The 25,032-nt window shown below is 65.4% G+C and carries 23 protein-coding genes; 8 read left to right on the top strand and 15 right to left on the bottom strand.

Annotation, left to right across the window (positions count from 1 at the left end):
- Nucleotides 1–103: 103 nt before the first annotated feature.
- The 5 genes from eno to IT430_02175 form a co-directional block, all read right to left on the bottom strand.
- Nucleotides 104–1,408 carry a phosphopyruvate hydratase gene (eno, locus tag IT430_02155; GenBank protein MCC6906721.1) on the bottom strand — a complete coding sequence of 435 codons (1,305 nt, stop codon included), beginning with the start codon at nucleotides 1,406–1,408 and terminating at the stop codon, nucleotides 104–106.
- Between the two features lie 62 nt (nucleotides 1,409–1,470).
- Entirely contained in the window at nucleotides 1,471–2,343 is an 873-nt protein-coding gene (locus IT430_02160; protein MCC6906722.1) for a hypothetical protein, read from the bottom strand.
- Entirely contained in the window at nucleotides 2,340–3,197 is an 858-nt protein-coding gene (locus IT430_02165) for a hypothetical protein (protein MCC6906723.1), read from the bottom strand. The genes IT430_02160 and IT430_02165 overlap by 4 nt, the downstream gene beginning before the upstream one ends.
- Complete coding sequence (locus tag IT430_02170) at nucleotides 3,190–4,149, bottom strand: hypothetical protein (GenBank protein ID MCC6906724.1); 960 nt, start codon at nucleotides 4,147–4,149, stop codon at nucleotides 3,190–3,192. Before IT430_02170 ends, IT430_02165 begins: the two co-directional genes overlap by 8 nt.
- Complete coding sequence (locus IT430_02175; protein ID MCC6906725.1) at nucleotides 4,146–5,381, bottom strand: SpoIIE family protein phosphatase; 1,236 nt, start codon at nucleotides 5,379–5,381, stop codon at nucleotides 4,146–4,148. The genes IT430_02170 and IT430_02175 overlap by 4 nt, the downstream gene beginning before the upstream one ends.
- Nucleotides 5,382–5,617: 236 nt before the next feature.
- On the opposite strand from IT430_02175, the gene IT430_02180 reads away from it, so the two are divergent.
- Nucleotides 5,618–6,886, top strand: a complete 1,269-nt coding sequence (locus IT430_02180) for an MltA domain-containing protein (GenBank protein ID MCC6906726.1) — start codon at nucleotides 5,618–5,620, stop codon at nucleotides 6,884–6,886.
- A 111-nt stretch (nucleotides 6,887–6,997) separates the two neighbouring features.
- On the opposite strand, the gene IT430_02185 is transcribed toward IT430_02180, so the two are convergent.
- Nucleotides 6,998–7,888: a hypothetical protein gene (locus IT430_02185; GenBank protein MCC6906727.1), complete on the bottom strand. Its 891-nt coding sequence runs from the start codon at nucleotides 7,886–7,888 to the stop codon at nucleotides 6,998–7,000.
- 173 nt (nucleotides 7,889–8,061) lie between these two features.
- Between IT430_02185 and IT430_02190 the strand changes: the two genes are divergently transcribed.
- Nucleotides 8,062–8,913 carry a prepilin-type N-terminal cleavage/methylation domain-containing protein gene (locus tag IT430_02190; GenBank protein ID MCC6906728.1) on the top strand — a complete coding sequence of 284 codons (852 nt, stop codon included), beginning with the start codon at nucleotides 8,062–8,064 and terminating at the stop codon, nucleotides 8,911–8,913.
- Between the two features lie 10 nt (nucleotides 8,914–8,923).
- On the opposite strand, the gene IT430_02195 is transcribed toward IT430_02190, so the two are convergent.
- The 4 genes from IT430_02195 to IT430_02210 form a co-directional block, all read right to left on the bottom strand.
- The gene (locus IT430_02195; protein MCC6906729.1) at nucleotides 8,924–10,192 is read right to left on the bottom strand and encodes an NADH-quinone oxidoreductase subunit D; all 1,269 of its coding nucleotides are present in this window, start codon (nucleotides 10,190–10,192) and stop codon (nucleotides 8,924–8,926) included.
- Between the two features lie 176 nt (nucleotides 10,193–10,368).
- Nucleotides 10,369–11,010, bottom strand: a complete 642-nt coding sequence (locus tag IT430_02200; protein MCC6906730.1) for a PEP-CTERM sorting domain-containing protein — start codon at nucleotides 11,008–11,010, stop codon at nucleotides 10,369–10,371.
- Between the two features lie 262 nt (nucleotides 11,011–11,272).
- Entirely contained in the window at nucleotides 11,273–12,142 is an 870-nt protein-coding gene (locus tag IT430_02205; protein MCC6906731.1) for a hypothetical protein, read from the bottom strand.
- Nucleotides 12,143–12,399: 257 nt separating this feature from the next.
- Complete coding sequence (locus tag IT430_02210; GenBank protein MCC6906732.1) at nucleotides 12,400–13,251, bottom strand: hypothetical protein; 852 nt, start codon at nucleotides 13,249–13,251, stop codon at nucleotides 12,400–12,402.
- 298 nt (nucleotides 13,252–13,549) lie between these two features.
- On the opposite strand from IT430_02210, the gene IT430_02215 reads away from it, so the two are divergent.
- From IT430_02215 to IT430_02225, 3 genes are all read left to right on the top strand, one after another.
- Nucleotides 13,550–13,783, top strand: a complete 234-nt coding sequence (locus tag IT430_02215) for a DNA-directed RNA polymerase subunit omega (GenBank protein ID MCC6906733.1) — start codon at nucleotides 13,550–13,552, stop codon at nucleotides 13,781–13,783.
- Between the two features lie 34 nt (nucleotides 13,784–13,817).
- Entirely contained in the window at nucleotides 13,818–14,414 is a 597-nt protein-coding gene (locus tag IT430_02220; protein ID MCC6906734.1) for a hypothetical protein, read from the top strand.
- An 87-nt stretch (nucleotides 14,415–14,501) separates the two neighbouring features.
- On the top strand, nucleotides 14,502–15,536 hold the full coding sequence (locus IT430_02225) for a DUF1028 domain-containing protein (protein MCC6906735.1): 1,035 nt from the start codon (nucleotides 14,502–14,504) through the stop codon (nucleotides 15,534–15,536).
- On the opposite strand, the gene IT430_02230 is transcribed toward IT430_02225, so the two are convergent.
- Nucleotides 15,490–16,938, bottom strand: a complete 1,449-nt coding sequence (locus IT430_02230; protein MCC6906736.1) for a hypothetical protein — start codon at nucleotides 16,936–16,938, stop codon at nucleotides 15,490–15,492. The two genes, IT430_02225 and IT430_02230, sit on opposite strands and share 47 nt — an antisense overlap.
- Nucleotides 16,939–17,327: 389 nt before the next feature.
- Here IT430_02230 and mdh point away from each other — a divergent pair, with 389 nt between their 5' ends.
- Nucleotides 17,328–18,281, top strand: a complete 954-nt coding sequence (gene mdh / locus IT430_02235) for a malate dehydrogenase (protein ID MCC6906737.1) — start codon at nucleotides 17,328–17,330, stop codon at nucleotides 18,279–18,281.
- 20 nt (nucleotides 18,282–18,301) lie between these two features.
- Here mdh and IT430_02240 read toward each other — a convergent pair whose 3' ends face one another.
- Nucleotides 18,302–19,090, bottom strand: coding sequence for a DUF1559 domain-containing protein (locus IT430_02240; GenBank protein ID MCC6906738.1), 789 nt, complete (start codon nucleotides 19,088–19,090; stop codon nucleotides 18,302–18,304).
- Between the two features lie 181 nt (nucleotides 19,091–19,271).
- Here IT430_02240 and purN point away from each other — a divergent pair, with 181 nt between their 5' ends.
- Complete coding sequence (purN, locus tag IT430_02245) at nucleotides 19,272–19,913, top strand: phosphoribosylglycinamide formyltransferase (GenBank protein ID MCC6906739.1); 642 nt, start codon at nucleotides 19,272–19,274, stop codon at nucleotides 19,911–19,913.
- Nucleotides 19,914–19,942: 29 nt separating this feature from the next.
- Entirely contained in the window at nucleotides 19,943–21,481 is a 1,539-nt protein-coding gene (locus IT430_02250) for a PDZ domain-containing protein (GenBank protein ID MCC6906740.1), read from the top strand.
- Nucleotides 21,482–21,554: 73 nt separating this feature from the next.
- On the opposite strand, the gene IT430_02255 is transcribed toward IT430_02250, so the two are convergent.
- From IT430_02255 to acpP, 3 genes are all read right to left on the bottom strand, one after another.
- The gene (locus IT430_02255) at nucleotides 21,555–22,925 is read right to left on the bottom strand and encodes a hypothetical protein (protein ID MCC6906741.1); all 1,371 of its coding nucleotides are present in this window, start codon (nucleotides 22,923–22,925) and stop codon (nucleotides 21,555–21,557) included.
- A 328-nt stretch (nucleotides 22,926–23,253) separates the two neighbouring features.
- Nucleotides 23,254–24,501, bottom strand: a complete 1,248-nt coding sequence (gene fabF / locus IT430_02260; protein MCC6906742.1) for a beta-ketoacyl-ACP synthase II — start codon at nucleotides 24,499–24,501, stop codon at nucleotides 23,254–23,256.
- Nucleotides 24,502–24,618: 117 nt separating this feature from the next.
- Nucleotides 24,619–24,870, bottom strand: a complete 252-nt coding sequence (gene acpP, locus IT430_02265; GenBank protein ID MCC6906743.1) for an acyl carrier protein — start codon at nucleotides 24,868–24,870, stop codon at nucleotides 24,619–24,621.
- Nucleotides 24,871–25,032 lie beyond the last annotated feature (162 nt).

Here is a 25,032-nt window from a genome sequence, read left to right on the forward strand (position 1 = left end):
TGGGTAGGCGCGGGGCGCATGCGCGGTGCCCGATGGCGCGTGACCCGATCGGTTGCGGCTCGTCATGCGGTTGCGCCCATTGTTGACGCGTCTCGCACGCGCATCATCCGCGGCGCCACGTCGAGGCGCCGTAGACGGCCGTGCCGCCGAGTTCGCCGGCGATGCGGAGCAACTGGTTATACTTGGCGGTGCGATCGCTTCGGCACGGCGCGCCGGTCTTGATCTGGCCGCAGTTGGTGGCCACGGCGAGATCGGCGATGGTCGCATCTTCCGTTTCGCCGCTGCGGTGGCTCATCACGGCGGCGTAGCCGTTGCGCATCGCCAGGCCGACGGCGTCGAAGGTCTCGCTGATCGTGCCGATCTGGTTCACCTTGACGAGCACGGCGTTGGCGCAGTTCTCATCGAGGCCGCGCTGGACGAACTTCGGATTGGTGACGAAAAGATCATCGCCGACGAGCTGAACCTTCTCGCCGAGTTTTGCAGTGAGGCGGGCCCAGCCGGACCAGTCGCCTTCGGCCAGGCCGTCCTCGAGTGAGCGAATGGGGTACTTGCTGCACCAGTCGGACCAGATGCCGATCATGTCATCGCTGCTGAGAATCTCCTCGGGGTTGCTCTTGAAGAAGCAGTAGCCCTTCTTGCCGCGCTGGGCAGCTTCATTCCACAATTCGCTCGTGGCGGGATCGAGAGCGACGAAGATCTGCTCGCCCCACTTGTAGCCGGCCTTCTCGGTCGCTTCTTCGATGATGCCCAGCGCCTCCTCGTTGGTCTTGAGATCGGGCGCGAAGCCGCCCTCATCGCCGACGGCGGTTGACAGGCCGCGCTTGGCGAGCACCTTCTTGAGCTGGTGGTAGATCTCGACGCCGGCGCGGAGCGCGGAGTCGAAGTCATCAAAGCCCCACGGCTGGATCATGAACTCCTGGAAGTCCACGGTGTTGTCGGCGTGCTTGCCGCCATTGAGGATGTTGAGCATCGGCACGGGCAGCGTGCGCGCGGCGCCGCCGCCGAGGTAGCGGTAGAGCGGCAGCTGGCACTGGGCCGCGGCGGCCTTGGAGACGGCCATGGAGACGCCGAGAATGGCGTTGGCGCCGAGGCTGGACTTGTTCTCGGTGCCGTCCATCTCGATGAGCAGGCGGTCGAGGAACTGCTGCTCGCGGCCGTCATAGCCGATGAGTTCGGGCGCAATGCGGTCGTTGACGTTGGCGACGGCGTTGAGGACGGACTTGCCGCCGTAGATGCTCTTGTCGCCGTCGCGCAGTTCGCAGGCTTCGTTTTCGCCAGTGGAAGCGCCGCTGGGCACGGCAGCGCGGCCGAGCGCGCCGCCGATGAGCTGCACGTCGACTTCGACGGTCGGATTGCCGCGCGAGTCGAGAATCTGGCGGGCTTCGATGGATTCGATTTCGAATGACATGGCGGTCACCTTTCGTTGGACGGCGCATGGTATGCCGCGTTCGGCCGGTGCAGGGGCGCGGTTCACGAGCCGCCGGCGTGCAGGGCCCGCGAGAGTTTCACGAGACGATTGAGGCGGATCCAGATTCGCGCCATCGCGAACCACGCCACGGGCACGACGAGCAGACAACCCAGCAGCCCGCCCAGTAGAAGGAACGCCATGATCGAGATGGTGATGATCAACAGGCTGCCCATTGCATCGCTGCTTTCGACGAGGAGCGTGACCCGGGCCAGCACGATCACGAGGCTCGCTGCAGCGCCGAGCAGCATGAAGACGATGCCATCATGCGTCCCGTCGAAGTGCGCGGCCACGCTGTGGAGATCAATGCGTGCCGCGAGCCATCCGCTGTAGGACGCCAGGGCCCAGAAGGAGCTGACGCCGGTGCAGATCGCCAGCGCCACGGCGAGGAGCGATCCCGGCGAGAGGTCCAGCGGCAGCGCGATCGCGGCCAGCGCCGCCAGGACCGCGAGCGGCGACATGAATCGCAATACCCGACGCCTCAGCTCCATCGCTCGCGGCGGCTGCAGCGGGCGCGGCGGGACGGAAAGCAGCACGGCAGACAGCGCCACCCAGACGGCGGCAGCGACGGCCAGAACCGCGTCGAGGGCGATCGAGGGAACAGCGCCGCGAATGAGTGCGAACAGCAGCACAATGCCCGGCGCCAGCACCAGCCCGGCAGTGCCGTTGCGGATACGCCGCAGCGCCCTCGCATCAACGCGCACGAACCGCTCGGGGTCGATGGATGCCGAAACCGGCCCGCCGCACTCCGGGCACACGCCATCGCGCTGCAGGCCGCGCAGGATGTATTCGCAGAAGATGCAGGTGAAGTCGTCGACCGCCGGTGCATCGCGCTGCGTCGCAGGAGTCGCCGTGTTGTGTGCGCCCTGCTGAATCATCGATGCCCGGCGCTGCGCGCCGCTCTCATTGGACGATTCAGTGCGCGCGACAACTGGAAGAGACGAAGCGGCAGCACGATGACGACGACCAGAGCGCTGGGCCCGCCGATGAGGTAGATCGGAAACAGCACCACCATGAAGATGCCCCACATGATGCCGGCGACATCGCCGACGTTATCGAACACTGCCGCAAGAAGCGCGGCGAGCATGGCGGTGACGACGAAGGCCGACATCGCGAGGTAGAAGGGTGTGATCTCGCGAAACTTGCGGCTCAACCCCTCATCGTCGGAGTAGAGCGCCAGACGCCACGCGTATTCGATGACGGCGTGGCCCAGCCAGAGCATCGCACAAACGGCAGCCGGTCCGAGCAGCATGAACAACACCAGCCACTCGAGCAGCAGCGAGGCGACGGCTCCGATCAGGAGACCAGCGCTGAGGATGGAGAAGCCGCGAACCGCTTGGCGCAGTGTCTCCGTCGGAAAGCCAACTGCGGCTGCGTGCGGCCGAACGCTCAGGAGCATGAGCGAGATGAATATCCACATGAACAGCCCAACGAGCACGGTGGAGTACGCGAATTCGGTGGCAATGGATTCGGCGATCGCAAATGCGACGGGCAGAAGCGCCTGAGAAAGCGGAACGCACGCGAAGCCGATCTGCATCTGGCGAAGCCGGCGCGGGTCGGCGTGGATGAGCCGGTTGGGATCGAGAGAGGTGGCGATGCTCGTGCCGCACTCAGGGCAGTCGCCTCGCTCGTCCAGGCCGCGCAGCAGGTAGCCGCATTGGATGCAGGTCGATTCGTCAATCAGCCGGCGCTCGACAGGAAACGCATCGAGATCGACCGGCGGCTCATTCATCGCTCACGACCGCGTTTCGCGGCTGCTCGCCGTTGAGCACCCGCCATACGTCGTCGACCACGTCGCTCATTCTGGCCATTGCCGAGCGCGTTCGGCCGGCGATGTGCGGCGACAGATGCGCATTGGGCAGAGCCAGCAGCGGGTGATCGGGGCCGAAGGGTTCAGGCTCGTGCACGTCGAGCCGGGCCTGCGCTTGCGGATGTGCCTTGAGAAACGCGGCAAGCGCGGCGGGATCGACCACAAAGCCGCGCGCCGAGTTGATGATGGTGACATCGGGCCGCATGGTCGCAAGTTCGCGCGCGCCCAGCAGGTGCCGATTGCCCGGCCGGCCATCCACGTGGATCGTCAGCACATCGCTGTCGCGCAGCAGCGTGTCGCGATCGACCGGCGCCGCCCCGGCGCGCAACCCTTCCGGGATGTCAAGCAGATCGCAGTAGATCACGCGCATGCCCAGCGTCGCCCCCACTGCCGCGATGCGCTTGCCGATGCGGCCGAGGCCGAGGATGCCCAGCGTGAGTTCATCGAGTTGGCGCGGCGCTTCGAGGCGGTCGCGAAGTTCGCGCCACTGGTTCGCATCGACGGCCTCAGTCAGCCACCGCCGCGGCCGAAGCGCATCGAGCATCGCGGCCATAACGTACTCAACGACGGCCTCGGTGTTGGCGTCGGGCGCGTTGACGACGATCACGCCGCGCGCGGCGCAGGCGGGCAGGTCGATGTTGTCGACGCCGACGCCGGCGCGGGCGATGACCTTGAGGCGCGGGGCGCGGTCGAGCAGTTGCGCGTTGACCTGCGTGTAGGTGCGCACGACCAGCCCATCGGCCTGGGGCAGCAGCGAAGCGAATCTCGGGTCGTCGTGGCGGCAGACGATGAGGTTGACGCGCTCGCCCAGCCACGCAGCCGCCCGGGCGTCGAGATGCTCGGTCTGGATCACCGTCGGTCGGGTGTGACTCATAGCGGCCCCATCGACTCCTGCGAAACACTCGGATCGATCGGCAATCGGCGCACGATCAGCGCGGTGCGGTCGTCATCGGGCGGGCGGCTTCCACCGTGTTTGCCGAGCGCTTCGACGAGCCGCTCGATGATTTTTTCGGCGCTGCAGTCGAGACTGGCGGCAATCACCTCGACCACGGCGTGCGTGCCGAACTGCCGCCCGGCGGCATCCTGCGCTTCGAAGAAGCCGTCGGAAAGTACCGCGTAGACGTCGCCGGGCGCCATCTGGACCCGGCCGAGTTCGACTCCATCGACGACGCCAAAGGGCATGATGCCCATCGGCAGGCCGGTCGCTTCCGCTGAATCGGCGGCGCCGGTTGCGGCGTGGATGTGCAGCAGCGGCCCCTGGCCCGCGGAGTGAAACTCGATGGTGTGGGCATCGGAGTCGAGCCGGCCGAGAAAGGCGGTGATGAACCGGCCCGGCGGGAGGTCTTCGCAGAGCTGCGCGTTGATGTGGCGCACCGCCTGCTCGAGCCCCACGCCGCAGCGCATGGCGACGCGCGCCATCGCGCGGGCCTGGGTCACGCTCAGCGCCGGGCCGATGCCGTGTCCGGTCGCGTCGGCGATGAAGAGCACCGCGCCGGCGCCGGGCACAGCAAACACATCGCACGCATCGCCGCCTGTCTCCTCGGCGGGCTGGAGGTAGACGGCGATCTCGTACCCTTCGGGCTGGGGCACGTGCGTAGGCCAGGTGGCTTCCTGCATGCGCTGGGCAAGGGCGATGTCCTGATCGAGTTTCTCCTGCCGCAGTTTGGCTTCAAATAGCGTGGCCCGCTGGAGCGCGACCGCCGCCTGCATGGCGAGCGCCTCGGCGATGAACTCATCGGCGGCGGTGAAGGCGCCCTCGTGCTTGTTGAGCACCTGCGCGACACCCACCGTCGCGCCATCCGTCGCCACGAGGGGGATGCACAGCAGGTTGCGCGTGCGATAACCGGTGCGCCGGTCCACGGCGTCGCTGAAGCGCGGGTCGGAATAACAGTCGGGGACGCTGATGATGCGCCGCTTGACGCAGCACTCGCCGGCGAGCCCCTTATCCACGGCAAAGCGCAGCTCGCGCTGGGCCGACTCATCCAGCCCGTGGGCCACCCGCGAATAGAGTTCGTGCCGCTGCGGGTCGTACTGGAAGACGGTCGCCCGGTCGGCGCCGAGCAGGTCGCGCAGGGCGTCGATGATGAGCGAGAGGATTTCGGGCACGTCAGAGGTGCCGCCCAGCCGGCGGGCGACTTCCAGAACCCGAATCAGGGGCTCGTCACCACGGCCCGGGCCCGCTGAAACGGCCGGCGTGGAGGATGAAGTTGGCTGCGCTGGCGAAGTCACTTGGGCGGTCAACAATACTGGTGTTCTCGGCTTCCCCCGGTCGATCTTGAAGGAACAATACACGCTCGAGCGCCGCCGCGCCGCGTTGAGGATCGCACGAACAAGGAAAAGGCATGAGCATCGCAATTCACCGTCTGAAGTTGTCCACGCGCTCCATGTTGCTCTCTGCGCTGTGCAGCGCGGTGCTGGCGTCGGGCGGGTGCAAGTCCACGCAGACCACGGAGATCACCGAGCCTGTTGCGGCCAAGAACTACACCCAGCCGCTGCCGCCCGGCGTTAACCCGCTGCGCAAGGTGGAGGACCAGGCCCTCTACCGCCGGCTGCTCGAAGCATCCTACAGCCCCGATGATCCCCTGCTGCTTGAAGCCAGCAAGCGGGCGGCCGAGTGGTTCCGCAAGCCGTCGGCCAAGGGCTTCTTCCCCGTGGCGGGGGTCACCTTTGACCGAGCCCGGGCCAGCGTCGATGCGCTGCTCGAGATCCTCCAGGCCAACCCGTCGCAATCGCAGTACGTCGCGAGCGTGATGGACCGGTTCGACCTGTACGAATCGGTCGGCTGGGACGGCAGCGGCGAAGTGCTCTTCACGGGCTACTGCGCCATGGACTTCGACGCCAGCCGCACGCGCAGCAGCGAGTTCAACTTCCCGCTCTACACGCGGCCGGCGGATCTGGTCGTCGATGAGCGGACCGGCAAGGTGCTCGGCCAGCGCGTGGGCAACACGACGCGGCCATACCCGACGCGCCGCGAGATCGAAGAGAGCGGCATGCTCGCAGGCACCGAACTCGTCTACGTGCGCAGCCCGCTGGACGCCTACTTCATCCAGGTGAACGGCTCGGCGAAACTGTGGCTCGAAGACGGCAGCGTGATGTACCTCGGCTACAGCGGCACCAACGGGCGCGAGTACACAGGATTGGGCGCGACGATGATCAAACGCGGCATCGTCGATCCCAGCCGCGTCGGCCTGCCATTCATCAAGGATTACTACAAGGCGCACCCGCAGGAAGTGCTCGACATGATCCGCGACAACGACCGGTACGTCTTCTTCACCGCGTACGAGTCGAGCAAGTGGCCGGCGGGTTCGCTGGGCTATCGCGTGACGGAGAAGCGCACCATCGCGACGGATAAGGAAGTGTTCCCGCGCGGCGGGGCGGTGATTGTCGATACGCGCATTCCCACGTTCGGCCGCACGTTCGAGCCGTTCACGCAACTCATGTTCGACCAGGACACGGGCGGCGCGATCAAGGCGCCGGGCCGCGGCGATCTGTACATGGGCGAAGGCGCTGCGGCGGGACTCATCGCCGGGCGGCAATACCAGGAAGGCCGGCTGTACTACCTCTTCCTGAAGGAATCGACGCTGCAGGCGGATGCGGGCGCGCGGCGCTAAGGCGGATGATGACTGAACCGAGCCCCACGCGTTAGCACGGGGTTTGGGGCACGCGTCCGTTTCGGCCGCCGGCGCAAGGGCTGGTGTGCCGGCGAAGACCCTCCCTCACGGTCAGGGCTCGGGTTTGCGTGTGGCGCGTTCGCTGCCGGGGCTTGAATCGTCTGTTTTGAACCTCAGCCCATCAGCGGGCCAGGCGGCGCGCTGCTGCGCGATCCAGCGGCTGGCGTCAATCGTTGGCGACTGAACGTCGCCGCGATCAAACACGCGATGCAGCAGTGGCTGGCCGGGCAGCGGGTCGCCCGTCAGCGGCGCTGCGGCGTCTTCAATGATGCGGCCCTGTTCGTCGACGCTTCGATAAACCTGCCGCGGCGCCGCGACGTAGCGCGCTCGCAAAGGCGCAATCGCCTCGACAAGTTCGCGCAGTGAAGTGCGCGTCGCGTCGGCCGCGTTGATCTGCCGCCGCCAGCAGCAGCGCACGTCGGGGCCGGCGGCGAATCCGACCGGCTCGCCGGCGATGAGCAGCGTGCCGGGCCAAGCGAGGTGGAGCGAGCCGTCGAAGTCGGCGCCGGCGAGGCGATGGAGCGCCGGGCGATAATCGTCGATCTCGCGCGGCTCGGATTCATCATCGGGCACGAGCCATTCGATGCAGCAACCGAGCATGGCGGCGCGAAGCGCCCCGGCCGCGTCGTTCATGAGTTCGAGCAGCAGCGGCGGCATGGGTTCGCCGCGCCAGGTTTGATTGAGTCGGCCGGACTCCTGCCGGAGCAGGATTTCCGCGCGGTCGAGGCCCAGAGCCCGCTCATCCTCGGGCAGGTCGCTGAGTTGCCCAAGCGCGAAGGTGATGGCCTGCAGGGTGATGACCGGCGCGACGGACGCTTTCCAGCGCTGGCCCTCGGCGTCGCGAGGCAACGCGACCGACGCCCGGGCGAAGTCGAGCCATCGACCGAGCAGCGCCGCCCACGTGAGTTGATCGACCTGCAGCGCTTCATCGTGTGGTTGCATGAGGCAGTTTAGGAGGGCGTGCGCGGGCCCGGGAATCCGAGCGCGCCGGCGCGGCGTTGAACTTCTCAGGGAAAAACCCGAGGCGGTTCGATATGATGAGCAGGCGGCCCGAGGGCCGCGGATCGAGGGACCAGACGGCTGCGCTCGCAGTCGCGAAGATCGAGGGAGGCTTCATGCACGAGTGTCGCACAAGTGCGCATCGCAGCGTCCGCCGCGCCTTTACGCTCATTGAACTGCTCGTGGTGATCTCCATCATCGCGCTGCTCATCGGGCTGCTGCTGCCTTCGCTGCATCGCGCCCGGTATGCGGCCAAGGAGACCAAGTGCCTGAGCCAGTTGCGGCAGATCGGCCAGGCGCAGTATGCGTACTCGACGTTCTACAAGGAGTACTTCGCACCGGGCTATCTCACCGACAATCGCAGCCTGCTGCTCGAACACTCGTGGTACCGCGGGCTCAAGGAGTTCACCTCCGGCAATGAGTACATGTGGGACTGCGACATCGCGCCGGAGCGCTATCCGACTTATGCGGGGTTCGACGACATCATTCCGGGATTCGAAAAGCTGAAGTGGAAGGAAGCGAACTACGGCATTCCGGTGTATTCATTTGGCTTCAACTACTATGGCCGCGACACACCCGCCGGCGCCATGGGGCTGAGCCACGAGCCGGGATTGAATTACGGAGCCAACTCCGAGCAGCGCAACATGTCGCCGTGCCGGACGGATTTTGTCAAGCGACCTGACACGTTCGCCATGGCCGGCGACATGAACAACGTGGGTATCAACACGCGGCGCGAGTCAGACATCCGCCGCATCGGATTCCACGGCTGCTATTTCGTGCAGTGCCAGAACACGGCGCACGGCAATGTCGAGCCCGGCCACGAGCAGGAGCGCAACGACGCCGCCACGAATCAGTGGATCTTCGGCGACGGACACGCCAAGAAGATGACCTATCTCGACGTCTACGAGACCAAGGGCCGCATGTTCCGCCGCGACGGCGGGTGGAGCGCGCTCGATCGCGGGCCGTGAGGCAGCGGGCTTACCTGTCCACCTGACCCATGACGATGTCGATCGAGCCGATGATCGCCGGCACATCCGCCAGCAGGACGTTGCCGCAGAGTTCCGGCAGCACGCTCAAGTTGCAGAACGCGCCGCTGCGCGCCTTAACGCGATAGGGCTGAGTCTGGCCCTGGCTCTCGATGAAGAAGCCCAGCACGCCGCGCGGGTTGTCCATTTCGACGTAGACTTCGCCCGGATCGGGCTTGAAGTTCTTGGGCAGTTTCACGCGGTGGCGCCCGCCGGTGGCGCTGTCATCCGAAGGATCGGGAATCATCTTCAGACACTGGCGGATGATCTTGACCGACTCTTTCATCTCGAGCATGCGCACCCAGTAGCGGTCCCAGCAGTCGCCGACCGTGCCGTACGTTCCCGTGCCGACGCAGACGTCAAACTCGAGTTCGGGGTAGACGGAGAACGGCTTGTCGCGGCGAAGGTCGTAGGGAATGCCGCTGCCGCGGATGACCGGGCCCGAGCAGCCGTAGGCGATCGCGAGTTCCTTGCTCAGCACGCCGACGTTGCCGGTGCGGATGGTGAAGATGCGGTTGTAACTGAGCAGGTCGTTGTACTCTTTGATCTTGGGCTCGAAGTAGTTGAGAAACTCGGTGAGTTTGTCGAGCCAGCCGTCGGGCACATCCTGCGTGAGCCCGCCGATGGTGTAGTACGAGTACGTCAGGCGGGCGCCGCAGAGCATCTCGAACAGGTCGAGAATGTACTCGCGCTCGCGGAAGGCGTAGAGAAACGGCGTAAAGGCGCCCATGTCCAGGCCGTAGGTGCCGAAAGAGACCAGGTGGCTGGCGATGCGCTGGAGTTCGCCGACGATGACGCGGATGAACTCGGCGCGGCGCGGCACTTCGATCTCGGCGAGCCTCTCGACGGCGATGCAGAAGGCCCAGTTCTCGTTCATCCCCGCGACGTAGTCCATGCGGTCGGTGTAGGGGATGTACTTGTAGTACGGGATGCTCTCGCCGATCTTCTCGGCGCAGCGGTGGAGGTAGCCCAGGTGCGGCACGGCCTCGAGGACGAGTTCGCCGTCGGTTCGCAGGACGACGCGGAGCACGCCGTGCGTGGCCGGGTGCTGAGGCCCCATGTTGACGAGCATTTCCTCGGTCTGGACGTCCTCGAGTTCGATCCCCGAAAGCGCCACCTGGTGCGCCGGATCGAACCCGTTGCTGCCGGGCCCTTCCGTTTGGCCGTCAAAATCGGTGGTGCGGGGAACCTTGAAGTCGATCTCGTGTTCGGTCGTGCTCATGGCGCTGGGAAGTCCCTCGGATCGTGTCCGCGATGCTAGGGCCGCAGGGCCGAACTGACCATGACTCTGAGGAACGCACGCGGCGAATCCGGATGAACCCCCGGCGGAAAGCGCGACGCACTCCCGGAGGGCCGGGAGTGCGTCAGGAACTCAGTGGGACAGGGACGGCAAGGCGGTCAGTTCGACCGGCGACGCCGCGCACCGACGGCGACGGCGCCGATTCCCAGCAGGGCCGCCGAAGCCGGCGCCGGCACGGGGACCTTGTCCGAGCCGCCGTTGGCAAAGCCGCGGAACCGGACAACGAAATTGAATTCGTTGGGTCCGTCGATGAAACTGGACGCGGTGAGCGTGCTGGCGAAGTCGGAGGTCACCTCGAACTGAAACGCACCGCTCGAACCGACGCCGATGCCCGTGTTCGGGCTGCCGCCGCCTTCGAACTGGCCGCCAATGCCTGCGCCGGCGTTGAAGTAGCCGAACGGCATGGCGTTGACGCCTGGGCCAGGGATGTTCACGATGGAAGGATGCGTAGAGAACAGCAGCGCCGCGGTATCAGCCTGGCTGTACCGGGGCGCGCCGATGTTGAACACGAAACCAGTGATGAAGCCGCCCAGCAGGGGATCGCTCGTGTTGGTCAACTGGATGTCGAGCAGGCCGGTGTCGCCGGACTGGAACTCGTACTGGATGAGGCCTGAGAAGTTCCCGAATCCCTCAGAGCTGTTGCTCGGATCCCCCTGGATGTTGATGATGTCGGCCGCCGCCAGCGAACTGATGGAACCGATCACGCCGGCTGCGAGAGCCGCGCACACTTGTGAACGCATGAATCGAACCCTCTTTCTCACTCGTGAATGGAACGGTCCTGTGTGAAGTCCGGCGGGCTGTGCATCGCCACGCCGGAACAGCGACCATCAAGTATGAGATACGAATGAGCAGATGTAAAGCCGCGGGCCCCGCACTGCGGTGCGTTTCGGCTCAATTCCGGAGCCGATAATGCGCGGCGCGCATGTGGCGACGCCTGAAAAGGCGGAACGGGCGGGGAATTCCCCGCCCGTTCCGGTGAATGCCGATTGAACGACCTTCGAATCAGATCTGGTCCGGATTACTCGTGTTGCACGAGCCGGCTTCGATCAACTGGAGGTAGTGGCCGCAGGCGCCGCTGCCGGCGTTGCCGTTGACCGAGCCGCTGCCGCCACCGGTTCCGAGGGTGCGGATGAGGCGCACATTGCCCTGGACGCCCAGCGAGGTGCCGGTGCAAGGTCCGCCGGGGATGACGGTCGTGCCGAGGTTGTCGCCGTAGACGATGCCCTGCTGGACGCTGGGCGTGGCGCCGCTCCAGGCGACGGTCACGGTGCCGGGGCACGGGCCGGTGACGTCGAGCGTGTAACCGCCGCCGCCGGCGTTGCCGTGCTGCATGTCGTCGATGGCGAAGGCGTTGAGGGCGCCTTCGTTGTGCGTGTCGCGCGTGGCGGCGTCCTGGTAGGAGCCGATGCGCAATTCGTCGAAGTTGCCCGAGAAGCCGATGAGAACACCGGCCGAGAGGTCGGCGTCAAAGTCCTGCACCGGGTTGCCGTTGAGGTAGGCCGTGGCCCACATGTAGACGCTGCAACCGGAGAAGCCGTGCGAAGGCAACATCTCGAGATGCGAGAAGTCGCTGCCGTCGATCTTGGTGATGGTGATCCGCTCGGTGACGCCGCCGTTGGGGTAGTAGATGTTCGGATTGTTGAATCCGCAGGGCTGGAAGACGAACGCGAAGTCATTGACGTCAACGGTGAGGCCCTGGTCCATGTAGTTCACCAGCGTCTGGCCGTTCATGGTGATGTCGCTGAAATGGAGCAGCCCATCCGAGTTGACGATCTGGCTCGTGCCGGTGTAGAAAGTCACCTGCCCATTGGCGGCGCCGGCGGTGAGCAGTGCGCAGGCGGCAAAGGCCCCGATCGCAAGAGTCGATTTCATTTCTTTCTCCTTCAAAGACGTTTGATGGACGCCGCCGGTCGGCCACGTTTGGAGCCGCATTTCGCGGTCCCGCCGAACGGCGACACTGATGTTTATACCGCAAAGGCTCAAGAGTTGCAAGGGGCGGCTTGCAGGAAATGACGACTTTGCGGTGCTGCGAGCCCGGAATTCCTCGATGCCGGGCCATGAGAAAGCGGCCGCGGCCCCGCTCGGGTGAGCGGAGCCGCGCGCCAAGGTGAATCAGCACTCGTCGAGCGTTACGGGATCTGGTCCACGTTGCTCGTGTCGCACGAGCCCGCCTCGACCAGTTGGAGGTAGCGTCCGCAGGCTGCGGTGCCGGCAGCGCCGTTGACCGAGCCGTTGCCGTTGGCGCCCGAGCTGACCGTGCGGATGAGTTGCACGCCGTTCTGGACTCCCAGTTCCGTTCCGGCGCAGGGGCCGCCGGGGATGATCGTCGAACCCTGGTTCTGACCGAAGACGATGGCCAGTTGCGTGTTGGGCGTGGCGTTGTTCCACGCGACGGTGACGGTGCCCGGGCAGGCGCCGGTGACGCTGAGCGAGAGGCTCGGCGGGCCGGCGATGACTTCGATGTTGTCCCAGGCCGTGTTGCCTTCGATCTGGCTGCCGCCGTTGCTGGTCGAATCCATCACGATGCGCGAGATGCCGTTGTTGCTCGTGGCCGTGTAGCGGAAGCCGGCGCACACGTTGCTGGTGCGGGTGACCGACGGCACGTCGAGGACGATGTTGCCGCTCATGTCATAGATAGTGAGGCGTTGATCGACGTACGCGGACAGATCAAAGGCGAAGGAGCTGATGCTGGCGCCAAAGGACGGGTCGAAGGTGATGGTGCTGGTCGGGCCGCCGTTGCCCCCGCCGCAGGTCTGCGTGTCGGTGATCCACAGGCCGCAGGGGTTGTTGCCGCGATAGCTTTCATCGCAGTTGCCCGAGGCGACGTAGTAGTTGCCGGCGTTGGTGTTCTGGTAGAACCAGCGGGTGGTCCAGTCGCCGAACGGGTCGTCAAAGTTTTCGTTGTAGGTCTGAGCCAGTGCCGAATTCGCCAGTGCGGCGACGCAGCAGGCTGCCGATGCCAGAAGTGCGAGTTTGCGCATTTTCTACTCTCCTTGTGAACCTTCTCAATCACTTCAGCGGCCCCAGCCGCGCCGGAACCCGCTTGTACTCAATGTACCAGATTTCCGGCCGCGCGTCTACGGCTGGCGGAGGTCTCATCGCAAAATCACGAAGTTTCTGCCGCGATTTCCGCTGATGCCCTCCCCCGCCAAGGGCGGCCGGGCACGATAACCGCATGGAACGGCCCCGCCGCCGCTCCTATCATCCAGTTCGCCAGCGCCCGCCGCGATTGCCCGCCAGGCCGCGGTCCATCCCACTGTCCGGAGGTCACCACGTCCCATGATCGAAGCGCTCAAGGATGATGAACTGATGCGGAAGGTCGGCGGCAAGTTTCGCCTCGCCTCGATGATTCAGCGCCGCTGGTGCCAGTTGATGGATGGCGCCCGCCCGCTGGTTGAGCGCGCCGGCCGGACCGACCTCGAAATCGTGGTCGAGGAGATCCGCCAGGGATTGCTGACCTACGAGCGTCTCACGGCCTCCGAGATGGGCGCCGCGCCCGCCGAAGTGCTCTGAGCGCGTCGATCCTTTCACCGCTCACCGGTGATGCATGAGTGACGGCCAGAGCGACAGCCCGCTGTCCGATCTCGCCCGCCGCGTCGCCGGCAAGGCGATCGTCGTGGGCGTCACGGGCGGCATCGCCTGCTACAAGACTGCACACGTCGTGAGCCGCCTGGCCCAGACCGGCGCGAAGGTTTCGGTCCTGATGACCGACGCGGCGTGCCGGTTTGTGACGCCGCTGACGTTCCAGGCGCTCTCCGGCCGGCCCGTGTATACGAGCCAGTGGGAGCACGTCGAATCGAGCGACCCGCAGCACATCAGCCTGGCGCGCAGCGCCGCTGTGATGCTCATTGCGCCGTGCACCATGGACATGATGGCCAAATTGGCGACGGGACGCACCGATGACGTCGTGTCGCTCGTGGCCTCCGCGGTAGATCGCAGCAAACAGCCGTGCCTGCTGGCGCCTTCGATGAACGCGGTCATGTGGAACCAGCCGGCGACGCAGCGGGCGCTCAGGCAACTCGTCGAAGACGGCTTTAGCATCATCGGCCCGGACTGCGGCTGGCAGGCCTGCCGCACCGAAGGCGTCGGCCGGATGAGTGAACCCGAAGAGATCCTCGCGGCGATCGCGGCGCAACTGGCTTGAACGCGCCGGCCACCCGTGGCGGCTCTGTGGCGTCAGACCTGGTAGTATCACGCGGAATTCTGACCTCTGGCTCAGAGGAGGACTGCGATGCTGCGCCTGTCACTTGTGATTGCCCTGGCGGTCGCCGGCTGCTCGCAGCGCGCCGACTGGCGCGCGAGCCTCGTTCCTGCATCGCCTCGCGCCGCGACGGCGCCGGGCGAACTCCGCCGGCCGGTGGCAACGTACTCCATCGTCGCGCGCGATCCGGCGACGGGGCAGATGGGAGTGGCGGTGCAGTCGCACTGGTTTTCGGTCGGCCCCATCGTGCCGTGGGCCGAGGCGGGAGTCGGCGCGGTGGCGACGCAGTCGCTTGTCGATCCGGCGTACGGGCCGCTGGGCCTCGAGATGATGCGCCTGGGTCGCAGCGCGCCTGAGGCGCTGGCGGGACTGCTCGCTTCAGATGAGAATCGCGAAGTGCGGCAGGTGGCGATGGTCGATGCGCGCGGCGGCATCGCAGCGCACACCGGCGCGCGGTGCATCGCCGCGGCGGGCTGCATCGTTGACACCGACCAGCAGTTCTCCTGCCAGGCGAACCTGATGGAGAAGGACACCGTGTGGCCGGCGATGGGGGATGCGTACCTTGCCGCGAACGGCGATCTGGCCGATCGATTGCTCGCAGCGCTCGATGCGGCGCAGGCCGAAGGCGGCGACATCCGCGGCCGGCAGTCGGCGGCGATTCTGATCGTCGCCCCCACGTCAACTGGCAAGCCGTGGGTCGATCGACTCTTTGACCTGCGCGTCGAGGATCATCCCGAACCTCTCGAGGAACTGCGACGGCTCGTCGGCGTGCAGCGAGCGTACAACCACATGAACGCGGGCGATCTGGCGATGGAGCACGGCGACTTCGACGGGGCCAACCGCGAGTACACGAAGGCCGAACAGCTTCAGCCGCAGATCGTGGAGATTTCATTCTGGCGGGCGACGACGCTGGTCGCCAGCGGCAAGGTGGAGGAGTCGCTGCCGATCTTCAAGCGCGTGTTCGCGCAGGAACCAAACTGGGCCGTGCTGGTCCCGCGCCTGGTTGACGCGGGGTTGCTCACGGATGATGAGGCGGTGATTGCACGGATTCTGGAGCAGAGGTAGCGAGCGGGTTGAGTCTGGCGGTGAAGAGGCCCAGCGTCGCGGCGATCCCAGCTTGCCAGAGGGCGAACGTGGCGGTGATGCAGAGGAAGCCGCCGAGAGTTGCCACATCCGGAATCGTTGCCATCGGATTGAGCAGCGCCCATGTCCCAATGGGAATGCCGGCCGCAGCGCCGCCGACGCACGCTCCCAAGAGTGGACGACGGGACGAAACGATCGGCTTCAGAAGCTCATTGAAAAGGTCGCGCAAGGACCTGCGCTGACCCAACGTGAGAATGGGGTGTGCCTGCCGCGCGAGGTAGTGTTCCAGCGCCAGCGCACTGAGTGCACCCGCGGCTGCCGCCGAGAGCGCCAGCAGGAGTGGAGAATCGCGCGTTGTTCCAAAGAGAACGATGGTGATTCCGACGAGCCAGGTGCTCAATGCTGCACTGATTGCACGGATACGCGAGTGCAGGACGGGGCCATCATCCTGAAGCAGTGGGCCGAGCACCATCATGCCAAAGCAGATCGCGGGCGCCACGAGCAGCAAGATGAACGCCAGCATCATCAGGGGCCACATCAGTGATGCTGTCATGAGGACCGCCAAACCAATGACTGCGGCACTCATCGCGCCCGAAATCACTCCGACTCGTGCCCATCTCAGCACCAGATGACGCGGCGTGAGTGACTCGCCGCTCCACGCCATTTCCCAGTCGATCGGCTCGCCACATTCCGGACAATGGTCGCCGGTGAAAGCGCGCAGCCAGTAACCGCAATGCGCGCACGCCGGCGTCGGCCGTGCGTCGGCGTAATTGTCGCCGCCGCCGGGTTCTCGCTCTCCGGCTTGCGAACTCACATCATTCAGTTGCGGAGCAGCGCCCTCGCCGGCCATGGTGCGCGCGGCACTCAACTCAGCAGCAAGAATGCCAAGCAGGCAGGCCACAGCGGTTTGCCACGCGACGATGACGGACGCGATCTGGAATTCATCGCCGCCAGCGATGGCGGGCAAGCCGACCCACGCCGTAGTCGCCGATGCAAGAGCGGCCGCGAGCCATGCCGCCCCGCCCCCCACTGCGGCAGCTGCTCTGGCCCGATGCTTGAGCAAGCGCCGCTCCTGAATTGCCGGCAGCATATCGTCATCCGAAAGCTGAGGATAGATCAGTCTGACGAGTGCCGCGGCGCCAAATCCGCCGGCTACGGCGAGCGCGAACGCGTCCCATTCGGCCGATCGCGGCAGGAGACTCAGCAGAGCGCGGATGCCCGCGGCAAAAAAGAAAACTGCAGCGCTGGAAATAAGGCCACGCGACAGCGGCAGCGCAATCAAAGCGGATTCGCGCAGCAGTGGCATCACCACGATCAGTCCGAACAGCAATCCGGGGCCGAGGCAAGCCACGACGAGACCGAAGCCGGCGACGAAGTCCTGCATACCGCCCGTGGCTCGCAGACCGATGGCGCAGATGGCCGCTGACATCAGCCCGGCAGCGGCGCCAGCGCACGCGTATCGAAGACCGAGGACGCGCGCCGTGAGTCGCTGGCCTCGTACCGCCATCTTCCAGTCGATTATCCGTCCGCACCCCAGGCAGGTCCGGCCCTGATGGCCGTGCAACCATCGGTCACAGTACGGGCAAGCCGGCAGTCTGCGGGGGGCGTTCACGGACCTAACTGTACCCGACAGGCGCGTGCTCTCGATCTGAAGCACCGGTGAGTTCCCTGATTTGGCCGGGCCGCGGCGCTGGCGTGCAGCGCGTCTGCCGTGGCGGGCTATGATGCGCTTGATATCCGCTTGTCCGTCTTTTTCCGGGAAGGAAGGCGATCATGCCCGCACGTGCGAAGATCTCGATCATTGGTGGTGGAAACGTCGGCGCTTCGTGCGCCCTCTGGGCTGCATCCAAGGAACTGGGCGACATCGTCGTACTCGACATCCCGCAGGCCGAGAATCTCGTCAAGGGCAAGATGCTCGATCTCGCCCAGTGCTCGCCCATCGAGCGCTTCGACTGCAACATCGTCGGCACCGCGGACTACAAGGACATCGCCAATTCCGACGTCGTCGTCGTCACCGCCGGCCTGCCGCGCAAGCCCGGCATGAGCCGCGATGATCTCATCCAGACCAACGTCAAGATCGTCAAGAGCGTGAGCGAGAACATTCGCGAGTACGCGCCCGATTCGATCGTCATCGTCGTGTCCAATCCGCTTGACGCGATGGTGTACACCGCGTGGAAAACGACGGGCTTTCCGACCAAGCGCATCGTCGGCCAGGCAGGCTGCCTCGACGTGGCGCGCTTCCGCACGTTCCTCGCGATGGAGACGGGCTTCAGCGTCGAGGACATCAACGCCCTGCTGCTGGGCGGGCACGGCGACGACATGGTGCCCCTGCCGCGCTACACGAACATCGCGGGCATCCCCATCACGCAGTTCATCAGCGAGGCCAAGCTCAACGAGATCACCGAGCGGGCCAAGGTCGGCGGCGGCGAGATCGTCAAGCTCATGGGCACCAGCGCCTACTACGCACCGGCCAGCGGCGTCATTCAGATGGTCGAAGCGATCGTCAAGGACAAGAAGCGCATCCTGCCGTGCGCCGGCTACTGCGACAAGGAGTACCGCGTGGGCGGCTACTTCGTCGGCGTGCCGTGCGTGCTGGGCGCTGCCGGAGTCGAGCGCATTATCGAGATCGACCTGAACGAAGGCGAGAAGAAGCTCATGGCTGAGTCGATCAGCCACGTGAAAGACCTCGTCAAGGTCGTGCGCGAGATGTTCCCGGAACTGGCGTGAGCGCCGAAGGCCGCTGAATTTCAGGGCTCGTACTGCTGCAGCGCGACCATGTAGGTGGCGGTGATCAGATCCGCAGGATCGATGTCGATCTGCCCGGCGTGGCCGTCGTAGAAGAGCATCGAGTGCCGATCCACCGTGCCGTGATGCGGGATCGAATTGGTGCGGTGAAACCACAACGCCCACTCGGCCGAGTCATCCATGACCGACACGTAGCGGCTCGCGTCGTTGAGAATGAGCGAGCGCACGCGCCGGCGGGCGCTCTCGGGCGATGGATCGAGCGCCCAGAACACGTTGAACGAGTAACTCGTGCCGGCCGAGTCGTAGGCGCTCAGGCCGAAGCGGGCTTCGGTGGCGTAGAAGGCTTCCTGGTAGTTGAAGCTCTTGTCCGACGGGCAGGCGAAGAGCGGCAGCTCGATGGCGTCGATGACGGGATCAGGCTCGATCGGGCTGCCGAGGTTGACGCCCGACTGCACGTAGCGGTTGAGCGGCCGCTCGTAGGGCTTGGGCGCGGCGAGGAGGCCGCCGCGGAGCAGGCTGTTCTCCTCGGCCCACTTGCCGCCGAAGGTCAAGCCGCGGTAGGTCGGCCCCAGCGGCTCGCCCACCGGCAGGCCCTCGTTGAACTCGTCGAGATAGAGGCCGACGCCGATGGCGATCTGGCGGAGGTTGCTGATGCACGCGGTGGTGCGGGCCGCCTCGCGGGCGCGCGACAGCGCCGGCAGGAGCAGGCCGATGAGAAACGTGATGATGGAGATGACGACGAGCAACTCAATGAGAGTGAAACCACGTCGCCCGCTGCCTCCAGCGGTCATGCACTTCCCTTCCTGGACCAGGCCGGGCGCGGCCTGAGCCCACGGCCCCCGGGCGTGCTGTTCATTGCGCAGATCATAGGCGAGGGCAGCCCGGTCGCGTCCGGACAAGCCGCGCCGGCCGCCTCCACCGCTATCATCGACCTCCCCCGAACGCCGGATACTCCCACACCCGCGAGCCAGGATGACGCAAGCCCACAGTTCACAAACCATTGCAGGATATCGGCCCTCAATCGGCGTCCTGATCAGCGGCTCGGGCCGGTCGCTCGAGAACCTCGCCCAGCGCATCCGCGAGGGACGGCTGGAGTGCGAGATCGCACTGGTCATCTCGTCGAGCCCGAAGGCGGGCGGCATCAGCCGGGCGCGGCGATTCAATCTGCCGTTTGTCATCATCGATCGATCCGTCTATGCGGATGATGCAACGTTTTCGCGGGCGGTCTTCGACGCATTGCGGCGGGTCGGCGTGGACCTCGTCGTCATGGCCGGATTCCTCAAACTGCTCGTCATCCCTGACGATTTCGCCGGGCGCGTGATCAACATCCATCCAGCCCTGCTGCCCCGCCACGGCGGCAAGGGGATGTACGGCCAGCGCGTGCACGAAGCCGTCCTGCAGTGCGGCGACACCGAGTCGGGCTGCACCGTGCACTTCGCCGACAATGAGTACGATCACGGGCCGATCATCCTGTGCAAATCATGTCCCGTGCAGCCGGGCGATACGGCGGCGACGCTCGGGGCCCGGGTGTTCGAGCTGGAACTGCAGGCACTGCCCGAAGCCATCGCCAAGGTGCTCGCACAGCGGGCCGCACAGCAGGATGGACCGCACTGAACCCACGCGCCGCGGCAACAGGAGTTCGCATGAGAGATCAACTGCACGCCGTCATCCGCCGAATCATGCTGCGCGCCGCCGCGGCGCTGGCGATGGCCGGTGCGTGCAGCGCCTCGGCGAGGCAGGAGCCGCCGCCGGGCCCCCCTGCCCAGGCTCCGGCGTCTCCGCTCGACGCCGAAGCGATCGCCAGACTCCACGAGCAGGCGATCGAGAAGTACGAGAGCGGCGAGACGGAAGATGCGCTGGCGCTGTGGCTCGAGATCCTCCAGGCTGAGCCGCGCGACACCCAGGCGCTCTACAACAGCGCCTGCGCCGTCACCAAACTCGGCTACAAGGATGAGGCCTTTCAACTGCTCGACCGGGCGGTACAGTTCGGCTTTGTCAACTTCGAGCACCTCAAGCACGACGCCGACCTTGCGCCGCTGCGCGATGATCCGCGCTATGCAGCGCTGATCGATTCGGTCGAAAAACGCTATGGCGAGGCGGCTCAGTACATGGAGCAGTGGTCGCGGCAGGTGCTCGGCGCCGATGCGATTGTCGAGCGCGATGATGATCTGCGCCTCGTGCTGGCGACGAACCTGGACCGCGAGACGTTCGAGCACATGCGCAAGACGATCAGCGGGCAGTTCCGCATGCAGATCGACACGATCTTCGATGGCCCGCCGAACTCGTACGTACTCGTCATGGTCCCCACGCCCGAAAAGGCGGACGAGATGATCGGCTCGGTGCGCGTCGCCGGGTTCTACGACCACGACACGCGCCGGCTGGTGCTGCGCGACATCGGGCCTTCGCTGCGCCACGAACTCACGCACGTGCTGCACCACGCGCAGATGGACCGGCTCAGCCAGGATCACCCGATGTGGATCCAGGAGGGGCTCGCCTCCATGTTCGAGATGTACGACACCGACGAGAGCGGCCACTACCGCGTACTCGACAACACCCGCATCAACATCGCCATCAACCTCAAGCGGAGCGCTGCGCTCACGAAGTGGCGCGACTTCTTTGCGCAGGAAGATCGAAAGTTTAACCGCATCCGGGCCGGGGCGAAGTACGCCGAGGCGAGGGCGATCTTTCAGTACCTCGCTGAGCAGGGGCTGTTTGAGAAGTGGTACCGGCTCTACCTCTCGACGTGCAGCGAAGACCGCAGCGGCGCGCTCGCCTTCGAACGCCTCTTCGACAAACCGCTTGATGAGATCGAACTCGACTACCGGCTGTGGCTGGGCGGCAAGGAGAAGATTCCCGAAGAGGTGCGCTGGGGGCAGCCCTCGATCGGCGTGTGGCTGGCGGACCAGGCGGCCAACGACGGCGTGCTCGTACTCGATGTGAACCCCGGCGGAGCGGCGCTGCAGGCGGGCATCCGCGCCGGCGATGTGATCACCGCCATCAACCAGCGGCCGATGTACGCCGTCGAAGAAATCGTCGCCGACATCCTCAAGCGCGGCGACGGCGAAGAGGTCACGCTGCGCCTGCGCCGCGGGCGGGCGTACCGCGATGTGAAGGTGACGCTGCGGCCGATCCGCGAAGGCCGCGCCACGCGCGACCTGATCGAGCCGGGCCCGGCGGCGTAAGAGAAGTAAGTGGTGCGGCGCTTTCCCGGCTCGGAGAGGGGCTTTGAAGGTCTCCCCTTCCGGCGTCACCGCCCTACTCGAACTGATGCACCACCAACTGACTGATCGCGCACTCTTGCTGGACCACGGCCTGGAAGAGGATGGACCTGTTCTGCGCGATCAATGGGACGGTTCGGGTGATGGTGGCGGTCCCGTTGCCGTCGGCGATGGCAGTGCCGATGAGCGTCGGACTCTCAAGTTGGAGGGCGTTCTGCTGGATGGTGCAGCCCGGGATGACGGCGCCGCCGCCGTGGATGGAGTAGTAGAAGCCGACGGTCGCGCCGGGCGTGACGCCGGTGATGCGCAGAGTGTTGCTCACACCGGCGATGCCAGGTGAGGGCGCTTCGAGCGTGAACGTCCAGTTGACGGGGGTGAGGAGGAAGGCGTGGCCAACGCCAAAGCCGCTGTCGGCGCCGCGCTTGCCGTGCCCGACCATTTGCGCTGAGTCGTTGAGGTCATCGACGGTTTCGATTCTTCGCCAGAGCGACTGGGGAGGAAGAAGATCCTGCACTTCGGTGTAGGGGGCCTGAGCACTGGGCCAGAAGACGTAGATGTTGTTACCGCCGGGGCTGCGCTGCACATGGCCGACGATGTGGCCAGCGTTATTGACATGAAAGGGCTCGATGTTGTATCGATCATTCGGCCGCAGACGGAGCGTCTGCGGGATGCCGTTGTTCCAGAGAACCGCCTTCCGTTCAAAGTCGGCGGACCCGACGATCTGTCCTTGGTCGTTCATCCCTTGCGCGTTAGTGGTTTCGCCGTCGGCCCACTCTAATTCCTCCATGTCGCCATTCCGCCACAGAAATGCTCTGCTCACGTCGCCGCTTGATAGACCGACAATCTCGCCGACTTCGTTGATATCGTTCGCAGTTGAGCGATCATGCCCCGGCAACGGCAGCACGCCGAGACTGATCATCTGCCCGTCTTTCCACAAGATGGCTCGCCGGAGCTCATTGACCAACGGATCGTTAGCGTCGCCGGCCACTTCTCCGGCGTCGTTGATCGCCCACGCCTTTGAATAATGGGTTTGCCACGTGTCGAGATCTCTTACGCGGCCCTGAGCGTCCCAGAGCGTCGCGGTCACCAAGCGGCCGTTGGTAAGGTACGTCTCGCCGGCGACTTCGTCGAGGTCGTTGATCGCCCGGCCGAGAGCGTCGCGGCCCTCTGCCAGCAGCGGCAATTCCGTCATTGCGCCGTCCCGGTAGATGTACGCGCGGTGGGTGGCATTGTTCGAGAGATAGGCGCCTCCCGTAACATGTCCGACCGAATTGATGCCACGTGCGCTGGTGAATTCCCCTCCCAACCCCGGAATCGTCACGATGGCGAATCGCGGCGGGTTCGAGTCAGGTGACGTCTGCACGCAGAGCGCTGCGCCGAATGCCGCTGTCAAGATTGAATGAAGCATCGGAACCTCCTGCCCCTGCTCTCAGCACGTTCCAGAATGCCCTTGCCTCCCGTCAGGAAGGCGCGGGCAGATCGTTCACGGCCCGCAATCGACTGGTGCGCTTGTTTGGCATGCTTTGGGATGTCGCCTGGACTTGCTTGAATCCCCCTCGAACCAGAACCAGATCCACCCGCGGGCAACGACTCCCCGACCCGGGCGGCAGCAAAGGCACAATACAACCTAACCGATCTTGCGGGCAGGTGCAAGAGCAATTGGGAAAAATGGATGGAATTGAGGGCGCTTCGCGGGCGCAAGTCCGTCATTCCGGCAAGTCCGAGCCGGTGACCGGTCAGTTCGGATAGCGGCCGAAGACGAGGGTGACGTTGTGGCCGCCGAAGCCGAAGCTGTTGTTGAGGGCGTAGCGGATGGTGCCCTTGCGCTCGTGGTTGGGCACGAAGTCGAGATCGAAATCGGGGTGGTCGAGGTTGGCCGTGGGCGGGATGACCTGCTCGGCGATGGTGCGGACGACGGCCATACTCTCGATGCCGCCCGAGGCGCCCAGGGTGTGTCCGGTGACGCCCTTGGTGGAACTGATGGCGAGCTTTTTCGCGTGCTCGCCGAACACGCTCTTGATGGCCATGACCTCGGCGGCGTCGCCCAGTGGCGTGGAGGTGCCGTGCGCGTTGATGTAATCGATCTGCTCGGGCTTGAGGCCGGCGTCTTTGAGGGCGAGCACCATGCAGCGGGCGGCGCCGATGCCTTCGGGATCGGGCGCGGTGATGTGGCCGGCGTCGCCGGATGAGCCGAAGCCGAGCAGTTCGCAGTAGATCCGGGCGCCGCGTTTTTTGGCGTGCTCGAGTTCTTCGATGACGAGAATCCCGGCGCCCTCTGCGAGGACGAAGCCGTCGCGATCATGATCGAAGGGGCGCGACGCGTGGTTGGGATCGTCGTTGCGGGTGGAGAGCGCCCGCATGACCATGAAGCCGGCCATGCACAGCGGCGTCATTGCGGCCTCGGCGCCGCCGGTGACCATGACGTCGGCATCGCCGTCCTGGATGAGTTGAAAAGCATCGCCGATGGCGTTGGCGGCCGAGGCGCAGGCCGTGGCGGGCGCGCTGTTGGGCCCCTTGAGGCCGTAGCGGATGGAGACGTTGCCCGAACAGGCGTTGACCATGAGGCGAGGCACGAGAAAGGGCGTGACGCGATCAGGCCCCTTGACGTGCATCTTCTCGATGTATTCTTCGATGGTGTTGACGCCGCCGACGCCCGAGCCGATGACCACGCCGCAGCGGAACGGATCCTCTTTGGAGAAGTCGATGCCGCAGTCCTGCACGGCTTCGACGGCGGCGTAGAGGCCGAGCATGGTGAATCGGTCGAGGCGTTTGAGTTCGCCGCGTTCGAGGCGGTCGGTGCCATCCCAGTCGACGACTTCGCCGCCGAACTTGACGGCCCAGCGCTCGCCCTGGAATCGTTCGATGGGGCGCATGGCGGGCCGGGCCTGGCGCATGGCTTGCCAGATGTCCAGACTGTTGTGCCCGACGTTACAGATCGCCCCCAGTCCGGTGACGACGACACGACGTGAGGGTTGAGTGCTCATGGAACGGATATGGGAGGGCGCGTGGACTGCATGGGCGGAGAATCGAACCTGCGGCCGGCATGACGCGGCTGCGGGGCGACCCCGCAGCACCGGCGCTGCGGGGGATTGTACGGAGGCTCACTCGCCGCCGGACGTCGCTTTCATGATGAATTCGACGGCCTGTCCAACGGTCTGGATTTTCTCCGCTTCCTCATCGGGAATCGAAGTTTCGAACTCGTCTTCGAGTTCCATGACCAGTTCGACGGTGTCGAGGCTGTCGGCGTTGAGATCGTTGACGAAACTGGTGTTGCGGGTGATCTGCGCCTTGTCGACGCCCATCTGCTCGGCGACGATGCTGATCACCTTGGCTTCGATTTCGGATTCTTGCACGTTCGAATCTCCTCAGGGGGTTTGGTACGTTCGTTTCCACTCATCTGACGAAGCGTCGCGCCCGCAGCGAGGGGCAGAAATATAGCCGTCCGCACCGCAGCCTACAAGCCCCGACGCCTCGTGAAAGCACGATTGGCAGAGCCGGGCACGCAGGTCTTGAAC

The sequence above is a fragment of the Phycisphaerales bacterium genome (assembly GCA_020852515.1).
GTDB lineage: Bacteria > Planctomycetota > Phycisphaerae > Phycisphaerales > UBA5793 > UBA5793.

Excerpts from the sequence above, each read along its gene's own strand:
- IT430_02250 (MCC6906740.1), top strand. The coding sequence starts at position 19,943 with ATGAGAGATCAACTGCACGCCGTCATCCGCCGAATCATGCTGCGCGCC.
- IT430_02220 (MCC6906734.1), top strand. The coding sequence starts at position 13,818 with ATGAGTGACGGCCAGAGCGACAGCCCGCTGTCCGATCTCGCCCGCCGC.
- IT430_02180 (MCC6906726.1), top strand. The coding sequence starts at position 5,618 with ATGAGCATCGCAATTCACCGTCTGAAGTTGTCCACGCGCTCCATGTTG.
- IT430_02225 (MCC6906735.1), top strand. The coding sequence starts at position 14,502 with ATGCTGCGCCTGTCACTTGTGATTGCCCTGGCGGTCGCCGGCTGCTCG.
- IT430_02165 (MCC6906723.1), bottom strand. The coding sequence starts at position 3,197 with ATGAATGAGCCGCCGGTCGATCTCGATGCGTTTCCTGTCGAGCGCCGG.
- IT430_02215 (MCC6906733.1), top strand. The coding sequence starts at position 13,550 with ATGATCGAAGCGCTCAAGGATGATGAACTGATGCGGAAGGTCGGCGGC.
- IT430_02190 (MCC6906728.1), top strand. The coding sequence starts at position 8,062 with ATGCACGAGTGTCGCACAAGTGCGCATCGCAGCGTCCGCCGCGCCTTT.
- IT430_02170 (MCC6906724.1), bottom strand. The coding sequence starts at position 4,149 with ATGAGTCACACCCGACCGACGGTGATCCAGACCGAGCATCTCGACGCC.
- IT430_02160 (MCC6906722.1), bottom strand. The coding sequence starts at position 2,343 with ATGATTCAGCAGGGCGCACACAACACGGCGACTCCTGCGACGCAGCGC.
- IT430_02185 (MCC6906727.1), bottom strand. The coding sequence starts at position 7,888 with ATGCAACCACACGATGAAGCGCTGCAGGTCGATCAACTCACGTGGGCG.
- IT430_02230 (MCC6906736.1), bottom strand. The coding sequence starts at position 16,938 with ATGCAGGACTTCGTCGCCGGCTTCGGTCTCGTCGTGGCTTGCCTCGGC.
- IT430_02210 (MCC6906732.1), bottom strand. The coding sequence starts at position 13,251 with ATGCGCAAACTCGCACTTCTGGCATCGGCAGCCTGCTGCGTCGCCGCA.
- purN (MCC6906739.1), top strand. The coding sequence starts at position 19,272 with ATGACGCAAGCCCACAGTTCACAAACCATTGCAGGATATCGGCCCTCA.
- eno (MCC6906721.1), bottom strand. The coding sequence starts at position 1,408 with ATGTCATTCGAAATCGAATCCATCGAAGCCCGCCAGATTCTCGACTCG.
- IT430_02255 (MCC6906741.1), bottom strand. The coding sequence starts at position 22,925 with ATGCTTCATTCAATCTTGACAGCGGCATTCGGCGCAGCGCTCTGCGTG.
- IT430_02240 (MCC6906738.1), bottom strand. The coding sequence starts at position 19,090 with ATGACCGCTGGAGGCAGCGGGCGACGTGGTTTCACTCTCATTGAGTTG.
- IT430_02195 (MCC6906729.1), bottom strand. The coding sequence starts at position 10,192 with ATGAGCACGACCGAACACGAGATCGACTTCAAGGTTCCCCGCACCACC.
- fabF (MCC6906742.1), bottom strand. The coding sequence starts at position 24,501 with ATGAGCACTCAACCCTCACGTCGTGTCGTCGTCACCGGACTGGGGGCG.
- mdh (MCC6906737.1), top strand. The coding sequence starts at position 17,328 with ATGCCCGCACGTGCGAAGATCTCGATCATTGGTGGTGGAAACGTCGGC.
- IT430_02205 (MCC6906731.1), bottom strand. The coding sequence starts at position 12,142 with ATGAAATCGACTCTTGCGATCGGGGCCTTTGCCGCCTGCGCACTGCTC.
- IT430_02200 (MCC6906730.1), bottom strand. The coding sequence starts at position 11,010 with ATGCGTTCACAAGTGTGCGCGGCTCTCGCAGCCGGCGTGATCGGTTCC.